The sequence below is a fragment of the Mesorhizobium sp. B2-4-13 genome, assembly GCF_006658535.1.
Taxonomy (GTDB): Bacteria; Pseudomonadota; Alphaproteobacteria; order Rhizobiales; family Rhizobiaceae; genus Mesorhizobium; species Mesorhizobium australicum.
The window spans coordinates 797,644-816,114 of record NZ_VFVB01000001.1; the positions used below are offsets into that span (position 1 = coordinate 797,644).

The window sequence follows — 18,471 nt, forward strand, 5'->3', positions numbered from 1 at the left end:
CACGTAACTTGAGGGAGAAATCCCGTTCCTCAGCCCCGAGGATCTGAATTCAGCTCAAGCCCCGTTGTGACAGCAATCCAATTTCCTAAGGCGTCCTTACCGGGCGCCTTTTTTCTTGGCTTGCTATTCCGCGAGCACCCGGGTCGAGGGAAACGCAACCTCCACCAGCGTGCCTTCGCCGGGCGTCGAATTGATGGTGAAGCGGGCGCGGTTGGCTTCCACCATCGCCTTGGTCAGCGGCAGGCCAAGGCCGGTGCCGTCGCCGCGCCCACGCTTCAGCGCATTGATCTGCTTGAACGGCTTCAGCGCCTGCTCGATCTCGGCCTGGCTCATGCCGATGCCGGTGTCGCGGACCCGCATGACGACGTCGCCCGAGGTCTCGTAGGCGGTCGAGACGATCACCTGGCCGCCGGCCTGGGTATAGCGCACGGCGTTGGACAGGATGTTGAGCGCGATCTGGCGCACGCTGCGCAGGTCCGCCACCACTTCCGGCAGCCGCGAGGCGAAGCTGGAGCGGATGATGACGCGTTCGCGGTTGGCCTGGGGCTGCATCATCGCCACGGTTTCGGCCAGTGTATCGTTGAGCGACACCGCCTCATAAGCCATTTCCTGCTGGCCGGCCTCGATCTTCGAGATATCCAGGAGGTCGTTGACCAGATCGAGCACGTGGTTGCCCGAGCGGTTGATGTCGCGCAGATAATCGCGGTAGCGGTCATTGGCCACCGGCCCGAACTTCTCGTCGACCATCAGTTCGGAAAAGCCGATGATGGCGTTGAGCGGCGTGCGGATCTCATGGCTGATGCGGGCGAGGAAATCTGTCTTCTGCGAGGAGGCGCGTTCGGCCACCGCGCGCGCCTGGGTGAGATCCTCTTCGGCTCGCTTCCACTGCGTGATGTCGCGCACCACGGCACAGAAGCCGCTGTCGTTGGGCAACCGGCCGATGGTCATGAACAGCGGGATGAAGCGTCCCTGTGCTTCGCGGCCGATCACCTCGCGGCCGTCATTCAAGACGCTCGCCACACCAGGCTCCGACAGGCCGGTGAGATAGTCGCGCGCCGCGCGCTGGCTCTCGATGGCAAACAGCGAGGCGAAGGGCTTGCCGGTCACCTCGTCGCTGTCGAAACCGAACAGCGCCTCGGCCGGGCGGCTGATCGAACGGATGGTGCCGTCGCTGCCGATCAGCACGACCCCGTCGGTAGCTGTGTCGATGATGGTGCGCATCTCGGCGATGCGTGCCTTCAGCTCGGAAATGTCGGGCTGCGTCGGCTCCTCGCCGATCGCATGCGCTGCCGCGGGCGCATCATCCTCGCCGGAACGGCGAACGACCAGCATCAGGGCCTTGCCGTCGCGCCAGGGCACGGAGCGCAGGATGGCGTCGATCGGGAATTCCTGCCCGTCGCGCGTCTTCAGCCGCAGCGCCCGGTCGCTGCCGTCGGAGGCGCCGTCATCGGCATAGGGATCGGCAAACAAAGCGCCGAGGCCGCCCGCATCCTCGAGGTCCTCCAGCGTCGCGTACCTGGTCAGGTCGAGGAATTCCTCGTTGGCATAGTGCAACTGGTCGCCTGAATGGATGATCAGCGGCACCGGCAGCTTGCCGAGCAGCGATGTATCCGGCGTCTTGTTTTCTGTGCCGACGGAAAAAGCCGACGGCATGAACCCTTCGGTCTTGAGCGGCGGTACCTGCAGCCGTGGCGGCTGGATGAGCGTCTCGGCCGCGTGATGCGTGCCGCCGGTTCCGCCGGTGGCCGCAATCGCTTGATCGCCGGATGCAGTTGCTTCGTCGCCGGCCCAATCCTCGTCATCCTCGGCGTCGCGAAAATCGTCTGACGTCATACTGTCGTCATCAGCCGGTGCCTCGCCATCCTCGGCCGTCGCTGCCTCTTTGTCGCTGTCGTCGGCGGCATAGTCGAGCAGGGAGCCCGAGGCCTCGGTCGGCGGGGATTTGGAGGCCGGCGCCTGTTGTTCGGCCTGGTCCGGTTGCGCACCGTCGAGCCGCGCCAGATCCCTCTGATCCTCGGCATCGCTTGGAGATTCGCCCGCATCCGGCTGGTCTTCCGCATCGGGCGCCGGCATCTCATGCGCCGGGCCGCTCGCCGGTTCCTGGCTCGAATCTGCTGGTTCGGCGTTCGGGGTGGCGGTATCCGCCCGCGGCTTCGCATCGGTCTCCGGCTTGGCCGCTTCGTGCGGTCCGGGCAAAGACCCTGTTCCGGCACCTTGTTCCGCCTGTCTTGCCGGCTCGGCTGCCGCTGGCGGCTCTGCCGCGGAACTGTCTTTCTTCAGCCGCTCGCCGATCTCGCGGAATGCGCTGCGTTCCAGCGAGGACAGCCCCTTGTCGTTGGCCGGCTGCCGGTGTTCGGCCAACCGGATGACCTTGTCGGCAAAGCGCCGCTCCGGTTTCGGGACGATGGTCAGTGCCGGCACTTCGCCCTTGAACGGATCCAATGCCTTTGGTTCTTCGGCCTTTGGATCTTCCGGCACTGTCTCCACGGCTTCCGGCTTGGGTGCCGCCTGCATTCCGCCATTGGGAACCAGGGCCATGCCGATCGCTTCCGGATCGACGACCGCATCCCCGCTTCGCGCGACGCCGAAGCCGCGGAAGCCTTCGAAGGCGCGGCCGCGGCCATAGACAGGCAATGCCGCCAGGTCGACAGGGATCTTCAGGTCGGTACCGACGACCGGCCACAGCACCGAGCGGCCGGACCAGGTGTCGCGCCGCTCCAGCAGGCCGGCGATCTCGCCGGATGCATCAAGGCCGAAGGCCGCCGCCACATCCCGGAAGCGCCGGCCGATCACGTCGGCGGCCGGATGGCCGACGATATCGGCGAATTCCGGCGACAGGGCGCTGAACTTACCCTCGGCGTCGGTCCGCCAGACAAAACGCAGCGGTGCGGCCGAGCGGTCTATCGTCCGGGTGGCCACGGTCGCGGTCGGGGCTACAGGCGAGGTGGCCTCGTCCTGCTTTACACTGTGCGCCGCAGCTTCGGTGCCGACCGCCTCTGCCACGCGTTTCGGTTCGGGCGCGGCTGGCGCGTCGTCTTCTCCGGCATTGAAATACCAATGATCGTGCTGCCCTGGCGTGCCCGCCGCCGGCTGATCATTGTCGGCGGCAACGGGTGTCGGCCCGGCCGGCTCCTCGATTTCCTGCGCTGTCGGTTCCGGCATATCGCCAGCCATGGGCCCGGAAGGGACGTGTTCGTGCTCGGTCGCGGCAACGGCGGGCAACCGCTCGCTCGCCTCTGTCGCGGCGGTTGCCGCCATCCGAACGCCAACCTCCTCGGCGGGGCTTTCCGTGGTCGCGGGCGAACCGTCCGCCGGAGCCGCGCTGTCCTCGAGTTGGTCCTCGTCTATCACCACCAGCAGATGCCGCTCCGGCGTCAGCCGGGCGAGGCCGGCGGGGTAGGAGGTCCTGCCGCCCGGAACGAGGCGCTTGACGATGCGCTCGCCCTCGGCCGCGACGTCGGCCACCAGGGCGGCCAGTGTCGCGGGCTGGATGCCGAGCGCCGAAAATCCCTCCGAGGCGGCCTCGACATTGCCCTTGGCATCGATGAAGGCGATGAAATGGCCGTCTTCGGTAAAGCCGCTGATTGCCCGGCCGGCGATCTCGGCGGCACTGCGCGAGCCGGTCTGCGCGGCCGGCACCGCCAGCATGATGGCATTCTCGCCGTCGGGTAGCGTCACGGCACTGGCAAGAAAGCCGACGGCGCGACTGGTCATGCCGGTCGCCAGGCGCACGGTAATCGATCGATCGACGCCGATCTGGGGAAAACCGCTGGTCGCCATGATCTGGCGGCGTGCGATCAGCGGCAGCCGCGCCGAAGCCCCGATGATCGCTTCGATATCGGGATAGCCGAACATGGCGGCGCCCGGCCCGTTGGCCCAGATCACCTGCTCGAGGTCCACCGACAGGATCGCGATTGCGTCGCCGGCGGCAAACCGCTGGCGGACCGCGTCAAGCACGGCGACGTCGAGGAAGGAATATTCGGACGGCATGCGCTTGGCGAACCCTCACGGAGCGGCGAATTTGCAGTTAACGCTTTGTTAATAAAAGCCGCAGCCACGAAGGTCCACAAGCCAGAACGTGCAAAGGCTGAATTTTGGCCGTTTGGTTAACGGCCCAAAACATTTTTTTGTGCACTGCAACAAAGATATTGCAATGCACAAGATTTGCCTTTATGTTGCCATCATACATGAACGAGACGGCTTTCTGTCAAAGCCGCTGCCGCTGAAAAGGATGGAAAATGTCCAGGACCAAGACCGCCGAGACGATCGAAAACGTTGAATTCCCGAGCTTCGACGCTTCCAAGGCCACCGACCAGATGCGCGCTTTCGCCGAAAAGGGCGTTGAGCAGTCGAAGGAGGCCTACGCCAAGCTCAAGACCGGTGCCGAGGAAACCCAGAAGGCCCTGGAGTCGACCTACGAAACCGCCAAGGCTGTTTCCAGCGACCTGTCGCTCAAGACCATCACCGCGCTGCGCGCCAACGCGGAGGCCGGCTTCTCGCATCTCGAAGCCCTGATCGGCGCGAAGTCGCTGTCGGAAGTCATCGAGTTGCAGACCGCGTTTCTGCGTAAGCGCGTCGAACTGACCGTCGAGCAGGCCAAGGACTTCCAGGCCGTTGCCTCGAAGGCGGCCGAGGACGTCTCGAAGCCGATCAAGACCGCCTTCGAGAAGGCGATCAAGGAAATCAAGGCCGCCTAACAAGTGCGCATCGTCCGCGGATGCAACAAAAGGTCGCATTTTGTCGGACAAATAGATGTGAGACAGTGGCGACCGAGCGAATACCCGGCGAGTGGAACCTCCTCCCTCTGCTCTTCGGGGTGACCAGCCAGCACCTCCTCCCGCTGGCTCGTAACAGGAAAAGGCCGGCACCTCCTCCCGCCGGCCTTTTTCTTTGCCCGGCGAAAGGGGCGCCGCTGTAGGGAAGTGGCCTTTGCTTTGCAAAAGCCTTGAATTAGAATTCATAAGCCCGTAAGGACGCATCGCCGAACGAAAGAGCGGATCGCGGAGAGTGAACCTTCCACCCCGATCCTGCTACTAACGTTAAGACGTGCCGTTGTAGCTCAGATGGTTAGAGCGCCGGATTGTGGATCCGGAGGTCGCTGGTTCGATCCCAGCCAACGGTACCACTAGCATTCTCCACCAAGCTATTGATCTTACTGCATAAAATGTCGCATTCTGCCGAGGGTATTGCCCCGTTTTGAGCTTTTGTGCTACCTATTGTGCTACCTATTGTGCTACAAATGGTACGCTAAGACATGGGAAGACGCCGCGAAGAGCAAGACCCTGACCGCTTCCTTAGGGTGCGAGGCAGCCATTTTCACTACTACCGCCGCGTCCCAAAGGAACTCCGGGATCTCGATGAGCGTGGTGAATTCGTTCGTCGCGCCTTGGACACGATTGACCGGTCGAAGGCCCGAACTGCCCGCGATCTTCATGAGGCTGCCGACAACGCGCTTTGGTCCTCCCTTATGGTGGGAGACAATCCTCAAGCCGCACGCATTCGATACCAGCGAGCGATCAAACGCGCGGAAGCCTTGGGGTTCGTTTACCGGCCGCTCGCGGACATCCTTATTGCCGAGCCGCTCGACACAATCTTGCAGCGCGTCGAAGCCACGATTGGAAAACCTCACAGCTCACCACTGATCGACGCGGTCAGCGGTGCGGTAGCCCCACCTGACGATAAGATATCAAAGGCGCTGCAACTCTATTTTACCGACATTGCTCGCGACGAAATCCGCAGCAAAAGCCCAGATCAGAGAAAGCGGTGGAAGGCAAAACGCCAAATGAGCGTCGACGTCTTCATAGCCTTGGTAGGCGACAAGCGAATGGGCGAGATCACCCGCGACAACGCGCGGACGGTCCACAAATATTGGCTGGACAGAATTGCGCCTGAGAAGGGGAGGGCCGACCGCTCGGCGTCGACCGGCAACCGAAATATGGGTAATCTCCGGAGCCTTTACGCCGATTACTATCGGCATATTGGGCTTCCCGAGCAGAAGAACCCCTTCGCCGACCTGTCATTCAGCGACAAGTCGAAGCGCTCTCGGCCTCCATTTCCAACCGACTGGATTCGCGACAAGATATTTGCACCTGGCGCGCTGGCGACGCTCAATGACGAGGCACGCGGCATCGTGCTTGCCTTCGCGGAAACGGGTGCCAGGCCAAGCGAACTCGCCAACCTCCACGCCGGTGTCATCCATCTTGATCATGAAGTGCCCCACATTTCGATCGAGCCACGTGACGACCCTGATGATCCGCGCGAGATCAAGACCGCTTCATCGGTGCGCAAGGTGCCTCTGATCGGTGTCGCTCTCGAGGTGTTCAAGAAGCATCCGAAGGGCTTTCCGCGGTACAAGGATCGTGAGGCGTCCTTATCAGCGCTGCTCAACAAGCACTTCGAGACCCACGGATTGTTCCCGACCGACAAGCACACGGTGTATTCGCTGCGGCACTCCTTCGAAGACCGTATGAAGAATGCCAGGCTGGACGAGGAACTGCGTCGCATGCTGATGGGCCATACAATTGACCGGCCAAAATATGGCGAGGGCGGTGAGATGAAGATGTGGCAGGAAGAACTCATGAAGATCGTTCTGCCCTTTGATCCCGCGATCGTTTAGCGCGCTGTCGCACCACCGCAAGCCGATCCTGCTTCGCCTGGTAGTCCTGCTGTGCGCGTTCGAGATAATCGTATAACGGGAGCCATGCCTCACCCTGCTCACCTCGCGCGACGATGATCTCGGCAACGCGATCGAGCGCGCGCTCAATCCGCTCAACCGTGATCGGCCGCGCTGTTGGCGAGCGCCGCTTCACGGATCATCCTTTCTGGTCCTCCACGCACAAAGCATATCGTCTGAGTAAGCGGACTTTTTGCAGTACGGGAAGGATGTGTCTCTGGTCGGCGGCGACCGGCGGCTGCGGCGTACATTTCGGACAAATCGCTGACCATACCGGCTAAGAGAGGGTAGCCTCAGAGCGCTACCGCCAATACAGCGCTGCAACTGAGTTCGTCTGTTGAAGCGACTTCGCACGCGGCCAGCAGGTTCAAATCCTATCCCCGCAACCAATTGGGGCGGTTTTTTGGTAGTGGGTCAGTTTGAAAATTCGCCTTCAAATAGCCAGCCCTGAATGCCACAATTGATACCATGAACCCCAAAGTAGAAATCAAGGCTTGGATTGTCCCCGTTTGGACCGAGAATGAGCCTCCCATGGCCTTCTGCTGGATCGCTGGATACGGCGACCCCACCGAAGCACAAGAGGCAGTGAGACGAAAAATAGGGGAAGCCGATATCGGGAGCCCGTCCCCTGTGTCAAATCCTACCGCTGACAAGTTGGGGTCCGGCCCGGCGAGGTTTGGTTACTATGACCGATAAGAAACTGACCCACTAGCGCCGGGTTTGTCGGAGTAACGGAACGGCTTGACTTGTTCTCAATGCGTTCCCATTTTGGTCTTCCCTAACGTAATTGGCCGGCTCAAAAATGTGCGGACGAGTTTTTGTAAAGACCACAATCCCCGACATGGTTCGTCGGTTCGAATTCGCCCATCCTGGCGAGGTCGAACGGCTGGGCATGGCATGATTATCCGAAGGGAACGGCTATGACCAGAAAACAGCGGTTCATCCGCGCGCTTATATGGGGCAGCATGTCTAGCGCCGTCCTTGCTGTTCTGTTCGGGGTCGCCATCAGCATGTTGAACGTTCGATGCTATGATGACCCTGGCAAGGGCAATTGGGACGCCGCAAGCAATATGTGCGTTCCGTGACTGACTATCTGGCAGATAGCCGCCCTAGCGGCTTCATAAATTCAAACTGACCCACTACCGGTTTTTTTGGCCGTTGATGGAACAAGGATCGGGAGCATCCGTTCGGGTCGGCTCCTAGGTCTCCGAAAGGCTCTGCCATGACCACACATCGCATCTTCGCTGTCGTAGCATTCGCTGCCGGCATCACTGCCAGCACCCAGGCACTCGCCAAAAGCGATTCAGATTTTCTGACCGATGCCATCAAAGGCGACAATTCCGAAGTCGCTCTTGGCACCCTTGCCACGCAAAAAGGCGACAGCAAAGGCGTCAAGGCGTTCGGCCAAACGCTCGTAAAAGACCATGGCAAGGCCAAGAAGCAGGCACTGGCTGTCGGCAAGAAAATGGGTGTTGCCGACACCGACGATCTCACCGACGAAGCAACTGCCGAGATGACGAAACTGAACGGACTTTCGGGGACGGCTTTCGATCAGGAGTTTGCCACCTACATGGTGTCCGACCACCAGAAGGATATCGCCGAGTTCCAGGATGAGGCGAAGACCGGCAGCAGCAAGGTCGCTAAGCTCGCCAAGAAGACCTTGCCGACACTTGAGAAGCACCTGAAAATGGCGCGCTCACTGGCCAAACCATGACGAGCGAGTCCGGCGTCAAAAGTCGAACGATCGAGCTGGAATACTACGACCGGCCTACACTCTGGTTTCATTGGCTGACGGTGGTTTTCGTCGTCCTGTTGTTCGGTACTTCGCTGGTATGGAACTACGTCACGCCGCATGACCGATCCTGGCGCCCTCTCTTGGAGGGCACGCATGTCTCACTGGGAATCCTGTTCGCCGTCCTAATTCTTGCCCGGATCACATGGCGGCTGACAGGCGGCCGGCAATTGACGCCGGAGGTCGGGCTTTCGGGAACGCTCTCCCGGCTCATGTACATCGTCCTGTACGTGTTCCTTGCCGCAGAGAGCGGGCTGGGCTTCGTATTGCGATGGGCCCAGGGAGAGGAGTTTACGTTCTTCGGACTATTCACGATTCCTGCCTTGATGGCGCAGAATCGAGACCTCGCCCACACTTTCGAAGAGCTTCACAACTATGTCGGATGGGCGATTGTGATCTTGGCGGCAGGGCACGCCATTGCGGCGCTCATTCACCATCACGTTTTGCGGGATAAGGTTTTTGGCAGAATGTGGGTTCGTCGTCAGCAGACGACTAAGGGCAGGTAGCTACCGTCCGCAGGTCACTCAAGCCGGAGACCGTTTCGGAGCCACATTTTGATCGGATGTTGCCGCACTTCGCTGGATGTCATCGGCCAGTGAGGACAACCCAGATCGGGCTGTCGTCCTTGCTACACAATTCGAGGCTTCGCCTTGGCGCAGCGGCACCAGGGTCTCGGCGTCAAAATTCGAATCCACGATGTGGCCGCCGAGTATGCAGGTTCGAAGCGCAGCGGCACCAGGGCCGGAGCATCGATCTGCAGCACACGGGTACGTGACATTCAAGCAGGCGCTCGAACTTGGCGGCGGGGTTCGCAAGGGCGAGACCGGGTCTATGGTGGTCTTCGCCAGCCGCTTCACCAGGACGGAGACGGACACCAGGGCCGAGGAAATCGACCGCGAGATTCCGTTCCTCAAGGCGTATTCCGTTTTCAACCTGGCGCAAATCGATGGTCTGCCCGACCAATTTTATCGGCGGCAGGCAGAGCCGGTGCGCGATCCGATCGCCCGGATCGAGCATGCCGACCAGTTCTTTGCCAATACCGGGGCGGCAATCCGGCACGGCGGGGATCGCGCCTACTTCGCCCCGGTGACGGACCATATTCAGATGCCGCCGTTCCAGACGTTCCGGGACGCCGCTTCGTACGTTGCCACACTCAGTCACGAGGTCACCCATTGGACGTCGGCGCCGCATCGCGTGAACCGCGACCTTAGCCGCTACGCCAAAGATCGCAGCGAGCGAGCGCGCGAGGAACTGATTGCCGAGCTCGGAAGCTGCTTCCTCTGCGCCGATCTTGGTATCGCGCCCGAACTTGAGCCCAGGCCGGACCACGCGAGCTACCTCGGCTCATGGTTGAGAGTCCTCGGCGACGACAAGCGCGCGATCTTCTCGGCCGCTGCCCATGCGCAGCGCGCCGTGGCTTTCCTGCATGGCCTTCAGCCGGAGGCCGCGGAAGAATGCGAGGCCGCCTGATGTTCTCACGCATCAAACTTCGGAGGGGGAGGCCATGTGCCTCCCGTGTTCTTCGCATGGCCAAGCCCTCCGACAAGTGTGAAACCCTCCAGATAAACTCGCGAAATCGATCCCCACGCGTGCTGATCCGCGGAGCCGGAGGCCATTTCCTTTTCGCGGCCATCCTAAAGTTCGAACCGAAGTTGCCGCTGTTCCGGCGGCAACACATCGCCTAGGGACGAAAGTGTTACGCCCAACAGCCGGATTTCCTTCTGTACCGGAAACACCGACCTCAGGAGATCGGATGCGAGACGTTCGAACTCGAAGAACTCGATTGGCACCGACACGGTGCGGCTGCGCGTGATCTGCTGGAAATCGGCAAATTTGACCTTCAGCGTGATCGTCCGACCGCGGATGCCCTTGCCTTCACAGTATCCCCAGACCTTGGCTGTCAACGGCTTGAGCTCGGCGATTGCTGCAGCGAGCTCGATGATGTCGGCTGCGAACGTATCCTCGGCGCCGATCGATTTGCGCGGCCGATCCGGCTCGACCGGGCGTTCGTCGATGGCGCGCGCGATCTGATAGTACCAGAGCCCTGACTTGCCGAAATGCTGCTGCAGGAAGGGAAGCGAGCGGTCCTTGAGGTCGGCTCCGGTCTCGATGCCCAGCGCCTCCATCTTGGCGGCCGTCGCGGGACCGACACCATGAAATTTCTTGATTGGCAACGTCTCCACGAAGGCCGGCCCATGGCGGGGCGTGATGACGAACTGCCCGTTTGGCTTGTTCTGGTCGGACGCCATCTTGGCGAGGAATTTGTTGTATGAGATGCCGGCGGAAGCGGTGAGACCCGTCACCAGCAGGATTTTCGCCCGGATCATTTCGGCGATCGTCGTGGCAGACGAAAGGTTGAGCCTGTTCTGCGTCACGTCCAGATAGGCCTCGTCGAGCGAGAGCGGTTCGATGAGATCGGTGTGTTCGGCGAACACCTCTCGGATCTGGCCCGAGACCGACCGGTAGACGTCGAAGCGAGGTGGCACGAAGACCAGCTCGGGGCATTTGCGCTTTGCCGTGATGGAAGGCATCGCGGAACGAACGCCGAAGGCGCGGGCCTCATAGCTTGCGGCAGCCACCACGCCGCGCGCGGCCGCTCCGCCAACGGCAAGCGGCTTGCCGCGCAGCTCCGGATTGTCGCGCTGTTCGACGGACGCGTAGAACGCATCCATGTCGACATGGATGATCTTTCGATGTTCGGAGCTGCGGTCAGGGGACATATGGCTGCCATGCGCGTCGGCAGGATATGTGCTTCGTGCCACCGGATCCACAACACTCAGATCGCAAATTCAGCCTGCGCGCGGCCCTGATGGAGGCTAGAAATCCGAAAACTGTCCTTGGGAAGGGGACGAAGCACTTCGTGTTCGGGACGCGTCATGTCCAGCCACGCCGAGCGCTGGTCTCGGCGCAGCACCGCCATCTGGCGATCATGATAAGTCGCGATGTCGTCATTGGCCTGGATCGTGAGGATCGCGTAGGCTTCCGGCCAATCGCGCGTCGCCGGCCGCCAGATGCCGGCGAAATAGAACCAGTCACCGTTGGCGAGCCGAAAGCTGTAGTTCTTCCCCTGGCTGCGGTGCCGGAATTCGGACGCCGGCACGAGGCAGCGATGGCTCGGGAATGATCGATCCTCCGCGCGCACCACAGTGAAAGGGCGCCCGCCTGGTTCCTTCGGTTGAAGTCCCCACGTCAGCTTGAGCATCTCAACATCGCCGCCGTGGCGTCTTATGATGACGCGGGGTTCATCGAGCGGAGTGTCGGAATCGAAAACTGTTGCGCTCATCGCCAAAAGAACATAACAGGAACGCAGCCATCGCGCAATGCCGCAGAGACGAGATGAGACATGTGCAATGATTATCGGCTGATGGTGGACGTCGCCTCGATCGTGGAGGATTTCGCCGATCTCAAGATCAAGATCCGCTTCAGTGAAGGAGCGCCGAACATCCAGGCGCGCGAGGACATCAAGATAACCGATATCGGGCCGATCATCCGCCCGGTCGACGGCGCGAGCGGCGAGGCTGACCTTGTTCAGCGCCGGTGGAGCTGGCCTGGACCGAACAAGAGGCCGGTCTACAACTTCCGCTCGGACGGTCGCGAGTTCGCGTCAAACCGCTGCCTAATACCAGCCGATGGGTTTTATGAATTCACCGAACCAGCAGAGAAGAGCAAGAAGCGCAAGGACAAGTGGCTCTTCACCAAGCGCGACGAGCCGGTCTTCTGCATTGCCGGGGTCTGGCGCGATACCAGTGATGTCGGGGAGGCGTTCACCATGCTCACGATGGAACCTGGCCCGGACATCGCGTCATATCACGATCGGCAGATCGTGATCCTGGAGCGCAAGGATTGGGCGAGCTGGCTTGATCCCTCCGTGTCCGCCAAATCCCTGATCAAGCCGCTTCAGGCGGGGACGCTGGTCGTGGAGCAGGTCGGGTGATGTGAGGCGGTGCGCCGCTCAATGCTGCCGCGATTTGGGCGGAGGCATTCTAGGCGCACCAAGCCTGTGGGCCCCGCGGCTATATGGCGCGAAGGTTTCATCATTGGCGAGCAACCAACGCCCCAGCCGAGACCGGAGCTGAATCGTCGTCAGGCCTTCGAACGGACGCGAGGCGGTGCCTTTTGCGAGAGCTCGATCCAGACCGGCGCGTGATCGCTGCTTCTTTCCCAGCCGCGCACCTCGACGTCGACCTGGGCGTCGATCAGCCGCTTCTTCAGTGACGGGCTCAGCAGAAGGTGGTCGATGCGCAGGCCTGCGTTGCGGCCGAAGGCATTGCGGAAATAATCCCAGAACGTGTAGATCTTCTCACCGGGATGACGCGCGCGCAGCGCGTCGGCCCAGCCTTGTCTGAGCAGCGTCGCGTAGGCGGCGCGCGCCTCGGGCGCGAACAGGGCATCGTCCAGCCAGCGCTCCGGCTTGTAGACATCGAGTTCGGTCGGCATGACGTTGAAATCGCCTGCCAGCACCACCGGCTGATCGGAGCCGAGCAATTCTGCCGCGTGGTCAATCAATCGCTCGAACCAACGCAGCTTATAGTCGAATTTCGGGCCAGGCTTCGGATTGCCATTCGGAAGATAGAGACACCCGACAATGATGCCATTGACTGCTGCTTCGATGTAGCGGCTATGGCCGTCGTCGGGGTCGCCCGGTAGGCCGCGCCGCGTTTCGTGAATCTTGCCGACGCGGCTCAGGATCGCGACGCCGTTCCAGCTTTTCTGGCCATGCCAGATCACGTCATAGCCAAGGTCGCGGATTGGCCCTTCGGGGAACTTCTCCTGCGGCGCCTTCAGTTCCTGAAGACAGGCAATGTCCGGCGCTGCCTCTTCCAGCCAGCGCAGCAGCACTGGCAGGCGGCCGTTGACGCCGTTGACGTTGTACGTCGCGATCTTCATGGCGTTATAGATCCGGGAGGAACTGATCGGCCCGGCCCCATCCCGCGAGGGCCTTCGATGCGGCGCGCTTCTTCAACTCGGGCGCATCGCCGACATGGAAATGGGAGGGCGCATCGATTGTCTTCATCTCCGCCCAGGTGACCGGTGCCGCGACCGGGGCTCCTGGCCGCGACCTGGCGCTATAAGGCATGATCGCCGTTGCGCCGCGCTGGTTGCGCAGATAGTCGACGAAGATCCGTCCCTTCCGTTTCGCCTTCGACAACACGGCCGTGAAGTGGGCGGGGTCGCTCTGCGCGACCGCCTGTGCAAGGCCCTGAGGCGAAGGCCTTTACCTCAGGCCATTCAGCTCGCGGCGTGAGCGGCGCGATTACATGCACGCCCTTGCCCCCGGTCAGCATCGGGAAGGTGGTCAACCCAAGGGACTTTAGTATATCGCGGAACTGGAATGCGGCAGCGCGAACCGCCTCGAAATCCAGTCCCTCGTCGGGGTCGAGGTCAAAGACGAGGCGGTCGGCCTTCTCGACGTCTTCGATGCGCGCTCCCCATCCATGGAACTCGATCGTTCCCATCTGGACACAGGTCACAAGCCCCTCGGCGTCGTCGACGTAAAGATAGGGCTCCTCGTGACCATCCTTTTCGGTGATCCCGACGTGATGGACCTTGTCGCCGAAGCTCCCCGCGTCATGCTTTTGAAAAAAACATTTCTTTGCTCGGCCCTGCGGGCAGCGGACAAGACTGATCGGCCTGCTGCCGGCCCAGGGAAGCATGATCGCGGCGACGTCGGTGTAATGATCGGCAAGCTGACCCTTGGTGATGTTGGATTCAGGGTAGATCACGCGGCCGCGATTGCTAATCGCGATCGTTGTCGTTGTCGTTGCCGGCGGCAGTGTCGCTGTGCGGTGTTCCGTCTCGAGCACGACCGCTTCCGGTTTCTTGTCCTCGCGCAGGCCGAGATAGCTTGGATGCCGCAGTGTTCCTTCATTGGTCATCTCGGTGAAGGCGATCTCGGCGACAAGCCTGGGAGGCAGCCAGTGCGCGCCGCGAACCTCCGCGCGCGGCGCTTCGACCGTGGCGTCCTTCTGCTCGAGTGGGGCCATGGTCTTCATCAGCCGGGCCATCTCGGCAGCATCAAAACCGGTCCCGACTTTGCCGGCATAGCGCAGCTTTCCGCCGTCATGGACCCCAAGGATCAGCGATCGAAAGGCGCGATCCTTGTCTGACGGGGTCCAGCCGACGAGCACGAATTCCTGACGTTTGATGCACTTGATCTTCAGCCAGCTTCCATCGCGGGCTCCGACATAGTCCGAATCCGCCAGCTTCGAGACAACCCCCTCGAGGCCGGCGCCGCAGAAGCGGTTCAGCAATTCTTCCCCCCGGCCCTGGATGTGATCGGAGTAGCGAAGGATGGGGCTCTTCGCCGGCAGGATTGTCTCCAGTTTCTCCTTGCGCTGCAGAAGCGCCAGCCTCGTCAGGTCTTCCCCGTCGAGTTGGAGCAGGTCGAAGGCATAAAAATCGATGCTCGCGGGAGCAGCCTTTAACGCGTTCTGCAGCGCCTGGAAACTGGATCGTCCCTCGGTGTCGATGACGACGGCCTCACCGTCGATGAGGGCGGAGCGAACCTTAAGCCTTCGTGCCTCGGACAGGATTGAGGGAAAGCGGTCCGACCAGTCCAGACCGGAGCGCGTATAGGCGCGCGCCTCGCCGCCGCCCACAGCGACAAGAATACGATAGCCATCGTATTTCATTTCGTGGATCCAGCGGTCGCCGGCGGGGACTGTGTCGACCAGTTTTGCAAGCTGGACCGGCTGGAATGCAGGTGGCGCCAGAATGGCCAAGCCGCGCGAGGCTGGCTTCGTGGGGCGAGTGGAAACGCCTTTGATGATTGGGCGACGCGACGCTGACTTGCTCACTTGACCTGGCTCAAACCAGACCCAACTGTGTCTACCATTATCGTCTTCCTGTTCCGTAGCTGCGCCGTCAAGACGTTCTACCTGTAACGCTTTGGTGCGATTTGCGATCCTGAGCCGGGCAGAATTCGGCGTTTCACCTGAAATTGCGCGTCTTGACCTTGATGTTGTCGATGTGGGCGCGGTCGCGCGACTTGCTGCCAATTCATGATCCGCTCCATCCTAAAACTCCGCCAACGCTAACGCCGCCACAGTCTTTGTGTTCGATTGCACGGAGCGCGCCGATCACCTCTCGAACGGGCTGATCTGGCCGAAGGGCGGCTGAAGCCTCGATCGCCTATGCCGCAATGGCGCGTCGCGGGTTTCTTCCCCTGGGCAAAGCCCATTCCTCGCGGAACCAAGAAACGCGCGCCTGCGCCATCCTCCGCTGTGCTGCGGTCGCAAGCGATGCGGCGGCGGTCGCCTCCGGCCTCACGATCCCAATCGAGGCCGCATGGTGCGGGCTCGCAAACGAAGAACGGAGACTGAAAATGGCTACCATCGGCATCTTCAAGAAGACCAATGCGAACGAGTTCACCGGCGAGATCGTCACTCTCAGCGTCCAGGCCAAGGGCGTGCGCATCGTCCCCGACACCCGGGCCAACGGCGAGAATGCCCCAAGCCACCGCGTCCTGGTCGGCAAGGCCGAGATCGGCGCCGCCTGGTCCAAGCGCTCCAACGAGGGTCGCGATTATCTCGGCCTCAAGCTAGACGATCCGAGCTTCACCGCTCCGATCTACGCAACCTCTTCGCCGACGAGGAAGGCGAGGGCCACAGCCTGATCTGGTCCCGCCCCAGCCGCCGCAACGGCGAGTGAATTGGCAGACGCCCCGCCCGGTACCGGGCGAGGCGTCTCCTGATGATGACTGCCAAACCTTGCTACGATCGATCAGAACGGCTGGCGAGCCGCACGCCCGCACCACCACCATTCTCCGGGATGAACTGAATACCTGCGGATTCGAATGCGCGTCGCAACGCGTCAATGGTCACTCTGTTTGCACTTATTGGACCGGTTAGAGGCTCTAGTCGTTTGATTGTAGCGAGCGAGACCTTGGACCGTTCGGCAAGCGTTTTCTGATCCCATTGAAGCAAAGCACGCGCGGCTCGAACCTGTCCGCTTGTAAGTTCGTATATACCAAAAGTATCATTTGATGCCATAGGGCTTGATTTTTTACCTGCATTCACTTAAATCACCGCTAGTTGCCACCGCCGGCGACCCAGGAGAGATGATCTCCAGGTCGCTTGGGCGGCGGTGAAACGGTCGAGCAGGTGCAGGAACACCTTGCCCGACCTGACCAATGCCAAGCTGTGTGGAGCTCGGATCATGGCTGATTCCGACAATACCACGACTTTGCCTTCCGTCACGCGCGAACGGGAGCTGCAATCTCCGTTGGTCAGGGGCGATCTTCGGGCGTCCACCACTCCGGTCATCGACGACCAGCCGTCAGCCGATCCCGCGTTTGTCCTATCCCTTGCCTGGATTGAAGCGCACGTTGCTATGCTTGCTTCCTGTGTCCGGCAGCAGCAGGCAGAGGACGTGCTCTTGGAGCGCGGCGCGCCCTTGTCTATCGGCGAAGTCATCGGGCGCGGGGCGGGGGCTAACGCCGACCGAGATTATATTGATTGCTGCGAGGAAGAGCAGGACGATGCTGCAAAGGCTGACGCCTTGTTGGCTGAGATTGCGGCGACGCCTGCCCAATCGCTGGCAGGTGTGATCGCCAAGCTTGCGGTCGTGGTTCGGGAAGCGAATGACAACACCGACATGGTCGAATTTCCCCTGCCGCACATCCGTTCGGCCTTGGCCGATCTCCGGGGTCTTACGCAGGACGCGATGTGCGATCAGCCGGCCGGCTGGCCCACCGGCGACCAATGGAACGGCTCGCTGTTCGAACAGTCTGCATCATCTTTCGCCGCCTGGCGCGCCTTCAGTGCGTGGAGCCAGGGTGATGATGACGCCTATCGTGCCTGGACAAACGTGTTCAAGGCACTGCAAGGCGCGAGCCAGTAGGTCTCCCAAAAGTTCTAACCTGACCGCCTGACCCGGGGTCTCTCCTCGTCCATTCGTCAATGACGGAATCCAAGGATTTCGCTCAACACCGCGTCCCCCTATCAAATCCTTGAGAAGGGAAGGACGCGGATGAAGCCCGATACATCGCAGTGGCGTGACCCACAGGCATATGCATTCATCAAAGGCGCAGCCGCCGATGAGATCGCCTGGGAGTTCCTGCGACGCAACCCGCACTATCAGCAGGACTTCGCAACCTCCCGCTCGGCTAAGTCGAGGCGCGCATTAGGCAAGCGCTGGGGTTTGCAGTTTCGCCGCTCGGCCTGACCAGTCCGCGGTCGAGCAGCCCGTCTATTGGGCGCCTCAGATCGATCCTGGGGTCGTGAACCTTGTCGAGGTTCCACCGGATCTGCAAGCGCGGGAGGGCAGCGCCTTCGACGTACCGTTGGCCATGGGCCGGCATGATGAGGTCGGCCTTCACATGCGTTCGTCGCTTGGCGGTATGCAACTGGCGCTTCTTGGCGATACGAAGCCAGGCGAACCGCTTGCCGCCATCATACCGCTGGACGACATGGCGTACGACCGGCTGCAAGCCATTGAGCGGTTCATCCGCTCGATCCACAGGCAGCAGCTTCCCGACGCTCGATTGACCGCAGCCCAACGCCGGCGCCTAAGCCATATGCTGCGATGCCTCGATGGCCGGGAAGAGCAGGCATCCCATTTTGAAGTCGCTACCGCCTTGTTCGGTCGGCGACTGGTCAGTGCCGTCGACTGGCACGACTCGGCTTTTCGATATCAGACGCATCGCTTAGTGCGGGACGGCCTGAACATGGTCGAGCGCGGCTATCGCCAATTGCTGCGCGCGCGACGGCGCCTTTCCTGAAGGGGTTTCGACGCCGCCCGGCTCACGTGTTGCGTGGTCTGCAGGCCAGGCCTGTGAAATCCAGATGGTTCGCACCGCTGTTGTCGACCATCTTCAGCTTGTTGTCGGAACTACCGTAGGAGATGGTGTGGCCGACGCGCGGCGCGGTCAGCGCCGCCTCGACCAGGCACACGCAATCGGCAAAAGACAGGTACGACCACAACACGCGGCGGCGGCAGGAATTGAGTTTTTATGCTTACCGGGTGATGGCAGGAGTCGGCCGGTAACTTGCGTAGGTGAGTCTCG

At 61.4% G+C, this 18,471-nt stretch carries 15 protein-coding genes, 1 tRNA gene and 2 pseudogenes; 11 read left to right on the forward strand and 7 right to left on the reverse strand.

Features of this window, described 5'->3' with window-relative positions; translation table 11 throughout:
* Positions 1-123: 123 nt before the first annotated feature.
* A complete protein-coding gene (locus tag FJ936_RS03810) occupies positions 124-3,990 on the reverse strand; it encodes a PAS domain S-box protein (protein ID WP_141906113.1) in 3,867 nt (1,288 codons plus the stop codon).
* Positions 3,991-4,238: 248 nt separating this feature from the next.
* Between FJ936_RS03810 and FJ936_RS03815 the strand changes: the two genes are divergently transcribed.
* From FJ936_RS03815 to FJ936_RS03845, 6 genes and pseudogenes are all read left to right on the forward strand, one after another.
* Positions 4,239-4,697: a phasin gene (locus FJ936_RS03815; protein WP_015316319.1), complete on the forward strand. Its 459-nt coding sequence runs from the start codon at positions 4,239-4,241 to the stop codon at positions 4,695-4,697.
* Positions 4,698-5,048: 351 nt separating this feature from the next.
* Positions 5,049-5,125 (forward strand) — tRNA-His (locus FJ936_RS03820).
* Between the two features lie 129 nt (positions 5,126-5,254).
* Positions 5,255-6,616, forward strand: coding sequence for a DUF6538 domain-containing protein (locus FJ936_RS03825; RefSeq protein ID WP_015316320.1), 1,362 nt, complete (start codon positions 5,255-5,257; stop codon positions 6,614-6,616).
* Between the two features lie 1,279 nt (positions 6,617-7,895).
* On the forward strand, positions 7,896-8,387 hold the full coding sequence (locus FJ936_RS03835) for a DUF4142 domain-containing protein (RefSeq protein WP_141906114.1): 492 nt from the start codon (positions 7,896-7,898) through the stop codon (positions 8,385-8,387).
* A complete protein-coding gene (locus tag FJ936_RS03840; RefSeq protein WP_140793558.1) occupies positions 8,384-8,971 on the forward strand; it encodes a cytochrome b in 588 nt (195 codons plus the stop codon). Before FJ936_RS03835 ends, FJ936_RS03840 begins: the two co-directional genes overlap by 4 nt.
* A 250-nt stretch (positions 8,972-9,221) precedes the next feature.
* Positions 9,222-9,935: pseudogene (locus FJ936_RS03845) on the forward strand (zincin-like metallopeptidase domain-containing protein); the annotation flags it as partial.
* Between the two features lie 164 nt (positions 9,936-10,099).
* On the opposite strand, the gene dinB reads toward FJ936_RS03845, so the two are convergent.
* Both dinB and FJ936_RS03855 read right to left on the reverse strand, forming a co-directional pair.
* Positions 10,100-11,185, reverse strand: coding sequence for a DNA polymerase IV (gene dinB, locus FJ936_RS03850; RefSeq protein WP_141906143.1), 1,086 nt, complete (start codon positions 11,183-11,185; stop codon positions 10,100-10,102).
* Positions 11,186-11,241: 56 nt separating this feature from the next.
* On the reverse strand, positions 11,242-11,748 hold the full coding sequence (locus FJ936_RS03855; RefSeq protein ID WP_141906144.1) for an SOS response-associated peptidase: 507 nt from the start codon (positions 11,746-11,748) through the stop codon (positions 11,242-11,244).
* Between the two features lie 60 nt (positions 11,749-11,808).
* On the opposite strand from FJ936_RS03855, the gene FJ936_RS03860 reads away from it, so the two are divergent.
* The gene (locus FJ936_RS03860; protein WP_141906116.1) at positions 11,809-12,399 is read left to right on the forward strand and encodes an SOS response-associated peptidase; all 591 of its coding nucleotides are present in this window, start codon (positions 11,809-11,811) and stop codon (positions 12,397-12,399) included.
* Positions 12,400-12,548: 149 nt separating this feature from the next.
* Here FJ936_RS03860 and xth read toward each other — a convergent pair whose 3' ends face one another.
* From xth to ligD, 3 genes are read right to left on the reverse strand one after another with little or no spacing between them, the layout of a single operon-like run.
* A complete protein-coding gene (gene xth, locus FJ936_RS03865; RefSeq protein ID WP_141906117.1) occupies positions 12,549-13,352 on the reverse strand; it encodes an exodeoxyribonuclease III in 804 nt (267 codons plus the stop codon).
* Between the two features lie 4 nt (positions 13,353-13,356).
* On the reverse strand, positions 13,357-13,617 hold the full coding sequence (locus FJ936_RS31235; protein ID WP_348643151.1) for a hypothetical protein: 261 nt from the start codon (positions 13,615-13,617) through the stop codon (positions 13,357-13,359).
* The gene (gene ligD / locus FJ936_RS03870; protein WP_210245815.1) at positions 13,532-15,187 is read right to left on the reverse strand and encodes a DNA ligase D; all 1,656 of its coding nucleotides are present in this window, start codon (positions 15,185-15,187) and stop codon (positions 13,532-13,534) included. Before ligD ends, FJ936_RS31235 begins: the two co-directional genes overlap by 86 nt.
* 602 nt (positions 15,188-15,789) lie before the next feature.
* Between ligD and FJ936_RS03875 the strand changes: the two are divergent.
* The 4 genes and pseudogenes from FJ936_RS03875 (at position 15,790) to FJ936_RS03895 (ending at position 18,186) form a co-directional block, all read left to right on the forward strand.
* Positions 15,790-16,115: pseudogene (locus FJ936_RS03875) on the forward strand (DUF736 domain-containing protein).
* A 507-nt stretch (positions 16,116-16,622) separates the two neighbouring features.
* Positions 16,623-17,306, forward strand: a complete 684-nt coding sequence (locus FJ936_RS03885) for a hypothetical protein (protein ID WP_246680399.1) — start codon at positions 16,623-16,625, stop codon at positions 17,304-17,306.
* Between the two features lie 129 nt (positions 17,307-17,435).
* On the forward strand, positions 17,436-17,630 hold the full coding sequence (locus FJ936_RS03890; RefSeq protein WP_141906118.1) for a DUF6499 domain-containing protein: 195 nt from the start codon (positions 17,436-17,438) through the stop codon (positions 17,628-17,630).
* Positions 17,631-17,685: 55 nt separating this feature from the next.
* Positions 17,686-18,186, forward strand: a complete 501-nt coding sequence (locus FJ936_RS03895; RefSeq protein ID WP_140793386.1) for a DUF2285 domain-containing protein — start codon at positions 17,686-17,688, stop codon at positions 18,184-18,186.
* Between the two features lie 22 nt (positions 18,187-18,208).
* Here the strand turns inward: FJ936_RS03895 and FJ936_RS03900 are convergent, their stop codons facing one another.
* The gene (locus FJ936_RS03900) at positions 18,209-18,391 is read right to left on the reverse strand and encodes a hypothetical protein (protein WP_246680400.1); all 183 of its coding nucleotides are present in this window, start codon (positions 18,389-18,391) and stop codon (positions 18,209-18,211) included.
* Between the last annotated feature and the right edge of the window lie 80 nt (positions 18,392-18,471).

Coding starts and splice junctions, on each gene's coding strand:
- FJ936_RS03815 (WP_015316319.1), top strand. CDS start 4,239: ATGTCCAGGACCAAGACCGCCGAGACGATCGAAAACGTTGAATTCCCG.
- FJ936_RS03855 (WP_141906144.1), bottom strand. CDS start 11,748: ATGAGCGCAACAGTTTTCGATTCCGACACTCCGCTCGATGAACCCCGC.
- xth (WP_141906117.1), bottom strand. CDS start 13,352: ATGAAGATCGCGACGTACAACGTCAACGGCGTCAACGGCCGCCTGCCA.
- FJ936_RS03840 (WP_140793558.1), top strand. CDS start 8,384: ATGACGAGCGAGTCCGGCGTCAAAAGTCGAACGATCGAGCTGGAATAC.
- FJ936_RS03885 (WP_246680399.1), top strand. CDS start 16,623: ATGGCTGATTCCGACAATACCACGACTTTGCCTTCCGTCACGCGCGAA.
- FJ936_RS03890 (WP_141906118.1), top strand. CDS start 17,436: ATGAAGCCCGATACATCGCAGTGGCGTGACCCACAGGCATATGCATTC.
- FJ936_RS03860 (WP_141906116.1), top strand. CDS start 11,809: ATGTGCAATGATTATCGGCTGATGGTGGACGTCGCCTCGATCGTGGAG.
- dinB (WP_141906143.1), bottom strand. CDS start 11,185: ATGTCCCCTGACCGCAGCTCCGAACATCGAAAGATCATCCATGTCGAC.
- FJ936_RS03810 (WP_141906113.1), bottom strand. CDS start 3,990: ATGCCGTCCGAATATTCCTTCCTCGACGTCGCCGTGCTTGACGCGGTC.
- FJ936_RS03835 (WP_141906114.1), top strand. CDS start 7,896: ATGACCACACATCGCATCTTCGCTGTCGTAGCATTCGCTGCCGGCATC.
- FJ936_RS03825 (WP_015316320.1), top strand. CDS start 5,255: ATGGGAAGACGCCGCGAAGAGCAAGACCCTGACCGCTTCCTTAGGGTG.